Annotated in this window: 1 pseudogene; it reads right to left on the reverse strand. The window is 38.7% G+C overall.

Features of this window, described 5'->3' with window-relative positions:
* Positions 1-247, reverse strand: a pseudogene (locus R7190_RS28585) (hypothetical protein); the annotation flags it as partial.
* Positions 248-622: the final 375 nt, after the last annotated feature.

Genomic DNA, 622 nt, shown 5'->3' on the forward strand with positions numbered 1-622 from the left:
AAATGACGCCAGCGTAATCTTGGCACTTTGGTGAACTTGAGAGAGTGTTGATGAAAAGGCGTTGGAACAAGTACATCGCTGGGTAGCCGATCACGGCAGAGGCCAAGAATACCCAAAGGCCCAATACGCCTACTTTTACTGGTAAAAAGACAATACCAGCACCGATTGCCATGCCGATACTCATGATCACCCATCCCCAGTCTGTGCTATCAAACTTGGGCGCGGCTGTCCACTCGTCTAGGGCCATGCCTGCTTTTACGTGCGGTGGCTCTTTACCGATAGGTAAGGTTTGTGTAGGTGCTGTCACGCTCATTTTATTGTTTCTCTTGTTAGTATGAATTTTTCTCAAATTTAATTGAGAAAACATATATCACCTATTTTTTTGTGGAAAATTCAGATAAATTTGAGATCTTGGCGAAAAATTTCAAATAAATTGGATTTTTTGACGAATTTTGTGAACTGTTCTAGTTGTTTGATTCATATTTAATTGAAAAAATAACGCTAATACGGAAGTTAAATTAGAAGCTTCTTAATAAAAAATAAAATTTATGTGAGGATTTAAAAATGAAAGAATTGATTTCATCTGAACACGCGCCTGCTGCTATCGGACCTTATTCACATG

This window comes from Vibrio sp. 1078-1 (assembly GCF_033340475.1).